Origin of the sequence: Candidatus Aquicultor secundus, from assembly GCF_002791875.1 — a bacterium.
Lineage (GTDB): Bacteria > Actinomycetota > Aquicultoria > Aquicultorales > Aquicultoraceae > Aquicultor_A > Aquicultor_A secundus.
This window is the reverse complement of sequence record NZ_PFNG01000135.1, coordinates 1-3,898: the sequence shown is the minus strand read 5'-3', so window position 1 is coordinate 3,898 and position 3,898 is coordinate 1. Positions and strand designations below refer to the sequence as shown.

Below are 3,898 nucleotides of genomic sequence, written 5' to 3'. Positions count from 1 at the left end.
GCTGGCGACAACCTCAGCATCCCGGCTAATTCTTGCCAACTTGTAAAGTAATCTGGTGATTTTCATTTTCATTGCCCCCAACCGTCTGGATAACAATAACTCGATTGTTTAACGTGTTTCGACGCCAAAGTAGCTACTTCCTTCTAATTTCGTACACTTATTATGCAATTACAGCGCCACAAATAACGTGAAACCGCGCTTTGCCCCCCACACAACGACATAAACAAGATATGGCCACCCCAGATGCAACCGATAGGATAATAATAGCACAGCAGGCTGTCAGCTGTTTGACAGTTAATAATTTCTTGGCACATTTTTGGTATACTTCTTTTATAATTCCAGAAGACAGTGGGTTGTAAGGCAAGAAATATTTAAACATGTGTTGCAATTGCAGTCGCATTGCAGTCGCAGTTACTTGGAAATACTTATGAACAAGGTTAAAATTATAATGTTGATATGAAGACTTGGCACACGAAGATTTTGCAAAGAACAGCTCATGTTTAGAAGGCGTTGACTGGCAATGAAATACCTCGTTTATTTAGAGCCACAGCCAGAAGGCGGTTATACTGTCACCGTACCCGCTCTACCAGGTTGTATTTCTGAAGGAGAAACTAAAGAGGAGGCTCTTGAAAATGTAAAAGATGCTATTGAGGGGTACATTCATGTACTAAAAAAGCATGGGGGAGATTGAAAGTGTAGCGGTCGCTATTGCATGACACCGAGACTACCTGCTCTAAAGCCAAAAACCGCCTATTCGCCCGCGTACAATTTATCCATTTGCTCGGCAATTGCGGCTATACGTCTTTTGCTTTACCTTGAACAATCACCCGTATACGGACAGCCCTCGTAGCACTCATCCGGCATCCCTGGGTCTATCTCCTCGCTTACCATTCTCATTTTCTCGTCGCGAGCCTCTATAAACCACTGCCTGAGTTCGTCGTCTATCAGGTGATAGTCCTTATCAACAAGCAACCTTCCATTATCAAAACGAGCATAAATAATGCAACCCAAATTCACAGGATATTCGTAAAGTGATTCCATAACTAGCGCGTAGCCAGCGGTTGTGAGCCTGTGAAAGTCACTGGGCTCGCCGAATTTGAGATCAAGGATAGTGGTTTCATAATAACGATAGGCATCGGTAGAAAGATGACTGCTTAAGCCGAGAAACGACCCGTCAAGGTTATGCTCAACGCTTACCGGAATCGCCAGAGCAACAAGAGAGTCGACTCCGAGTCTGGGCTGCTTTGAAAGAACAGTATCAACCTGCGTAATTATCGCATTGAGTTGGTGGCGCCAGACAACGGCGATTCTATTCTTAAGCTCCGTTAATTCATCCTGATTTAAATCGGTTGCAGCTCGATCCAGTGCAGAGTAATCCGGATCGCGCAATTCCTCCAGAGCGTTAGCAGCCAAACTGACGTCGGTCGTATAGATCGCGCGCTTTGCCTCGATAATAAGCTTGGCAAGCGCAGCATGAAGGATGCCCCCAAACATCATCGCTATATTAGGCTGTACCTCAATACCCTGAACACGTTTCATGTAAAGGTCGCGGGCGGTAGCGCAGTAGTATCCCGCAACTTCGTAAAGCGCGAGCTTTATATCGTATATTGGCTCTAGCGGCGGCATGTTCCAGTTCCAGCCACGTAACTCATCGGCCACAACCATTTTGCGGGCTTTCGGTAGAAGCCCTCGCGTTAAATCTTTTCTCTCTTCCTCGGTCGGAAAGTACATAGAATCTCCACCTCACGTTATTACTTTGCGTTTATGTAATATCGGCGCAAAATCGAGCGAACTCGCAGTCGCGGCAACGGTTCTTGCGCCTATTCGCCTCCGGCATCGACTCCGTTGCTATCATCTGTCGTATCTCGCCAAGTACACGCTTGATATGCTCACGCATGTTCGGAGTTATCTCGATCTCATACACACGCCTGTTCGGTATATAATGGATAAAGCCACGCCGTACGTAACGCCTTGGTTTTAACGGTCCCCGGCATATAACCCTGGGCTTACCCCTTACGAATAGTTCGTCCTCAAGCAGCATAGCGTATGCGGCAAGTTGGTACTTATGATTTAACGAAAGCCCTCTAGCGGACATTTTGAACTCAACAGGAATCGCCTCGCGACGTGTAAAAATTGCCATATCCAGCGCGCCGACAAGCCCGAGACGCTCTGATCTCAACCGCAAATTAAAACGCCTTTCGCCTTTTATGAGCTGGTACTTAACAAGGGAGCGCCGCTTTTGAAGTCCCTCCTCGCGCTTGTGTGATTGCTTGCCGAATTCCATTTTGGTCGTAGTTGGCCTAATTAAGGTCATACAATAGGTGAAATAGATCACGCGCGGACAGAAGAAATACTGTTTGATGTCGGTTACCGTAAGCTCTATTGATGATATCGATTTTTTATTGTTCATCATTACTTCCTCGCTGGCCGTCATTCTTCTCGCTGTATTTAGCCTTACTCGTCATCCTCAGACTCAACAACAGCGATCTCTTTCATTAAACGCAAATCTTTATCGCAAAGCGGATAGATGCGAATATTGCCGGTATTTTCGCTAAGCGTGTGCTTTAGTTTTAATAAAAGCTCTTCCCTGCGATTGTGGTTAAGCTCGCCGATAAAGGCGCTATACTGGATTCGCAGCAGCCCCGAGTCTTTACAGCGCTCCGATATCTTGTTTCTGATGCGGTCATTCGGGATATCGTAAATAACTAACGTTTGCACATGGAAAACCCCTATTTATACGGTTGCGCTAGCCTTATATTTGTTATAACCAGCTACCAACCTGCAAGAAATGGTTTGTAAGGCTTTTCACGCCGTACATAGGCGGCAACGGCCCGCGCCTGTCGCTGGATAATCGTCCGCAATGTGAATTTTTTGCGCTCATATGTCTCTCTAGCCTCAAGACGCTCCATTATCCTCTCGGCCAGGTCTCTTCTAGTTTTGTCGTCCAGCTTGCCGTCAACAACTCGCCAGTCGGCATTTCTGCCAAGCATACCCAGAATTGTCTTATCCACGACAGGCTGTCTGAACTCTTCGATTAAATCGAGCACAAGTGATGGTTTGCCTGAGCGGTCAACATGCAAGAACCCCGCGTATGGATCAAGTCCGGCAAGAGCGATAGCCATTGCTATCTGCGAATACAGGATTCCATAACCGTAGTTCAACAGCGAATTAACGATATCGGTCGCGCCGCGCTTTTCACGGGATGTAAAGCTGTACGTTGCGGGAATTATTCGAGCGACTGATGACCAATAAATACTTGCCGACCGGCCCTCTAGATTAAGAATGCTTTCTCTTCCTTCATCAATGCACTCGACTATTAACCCATCCAGTGATTTTTTTATATCTTCTATCTTGGATACGTTAGTCCTTAATAGCTCGTAGGCCTCAGGGTCGGCGGTTTTTCGATATTTCGAAGCGTATTTAAGAAGGTTGACTTGGTTAGAAATCTTGCCGCGTGCGAATTGTTTCGCAAGCTCAAAGCCACGGTGGTCATTATAAGCCACCATTTGCTCACGCCGCGTGATAACAGTGCCCTGTAGGTGCGGTGATTGTATTATGGCGTACGGTTTGCCATCCGAGGATAGGAAAGTTAGCGGTATACCGGCTACAGCGCACTCCTTAATTACATCGGATGATAATGACACGCCGTTTGAGGTAATAAGCACCTGGTTTATCTTAAAAAACGGCACTTCTTCCTTAATCTTGCCGTTTTCTTTTATTACCAAACGCTCGCTTTTCTTGCCTAAGAAATATCCGAATTCAGAAACGATAATATCCATACCGGCCACCTAAGCCTTGCTCGCTAATTAATGCCATGTATGATGTATATCGTATACACCGGTGAATTCTTGAATAGTCAAGTGTTAGTATATAGAGATTCGGGTTTATTGATACTAAT

General features: G+C 45.8%; 5 protein-coding genes. 1 reads left to right on the top strand and 4 read right to left on the bottom strand.

Features of this window, described 5'->3' with window-relative positions; all coding sequences use genetic code 11:
- Positions 1 to 520: 520 nt before the first annotated feature.
- The gene (locus tag COY37_RS05635; RefSeq protein WP_286678672.1) at positions 521 to 691 is read left to right on the top strand and encodes a type II toxin-antitoxin system HicB family antitoxin; all 171 of its coding nucleotides are present in this window, start codon (positions 521 to 523) and stop codon (positions 689 to 691) included.
- Positions 692 to 810: 119 nt separating this feature from the next.
- Here the strand turns inward: COY37_RS05635 and cas4a are convergent, their stop codons facing one another.
- The 4 genes from cas4a to cas1 are packed head-to-tail and all read right to left on the bottom strand — an operon-like array spanning position 811 to position 3,779.
- Positions 811 to 1,731, bottom strand: a complete 921-nt coding sequence (gene cas4a / locus COY37_RS05630) for a type I-A CRISPR-associated protein Cas4/Csa1 (protein WP_286678673.1) — start codon at positions 1,729 to 1,731, stop codon at positions 811 to 813.
- Positions 1,732 to 1,762: 31 nt separating this feature from the next.
- Positions 1,763 to 2,413 (bottom strand): CRISPR-associated protein Cas4, encoded by a 651-nt coding sequence (cas4, locus tag COY37_RS05625; protein WP_286678674.1) that lies wholly within the window; start codon positions 2,411 to 2,413, stop codon positions 1,763 to 1,765.
- A 41-nt stretch (positions 2,414 to 2,454) separates the two neighbouring features.
- Positions 2,455 to 2,718, bottom strand: coding sequence for a CRISPR-associated endonuclease Cas2 (cas2, locus tag COY37_RS05620; RefSeq protein WP_286678675.1), 264 nt, complete (start codon positions 2,716 to 2,718; stop codon positions 2,455 to 2,457).
- Between the two features lie 53 nt (positions 2,719 to 2,771).
- Positions 2,772 to 3,779: a CRISPR-associated endonuclease Cas1 gene (gene cas1 / locus COY37_RS05615; RefSeq protein ID WP_286678676.1), complete on the bottom strand. Its 1,008-nt coding sequence runs from the start codon at positions 3,777 to 3,779 to the stop codon at positions 2,772 to 2,774.
- Positions 3,780 to 3,898: the final 119 nt, after the last annotated feature.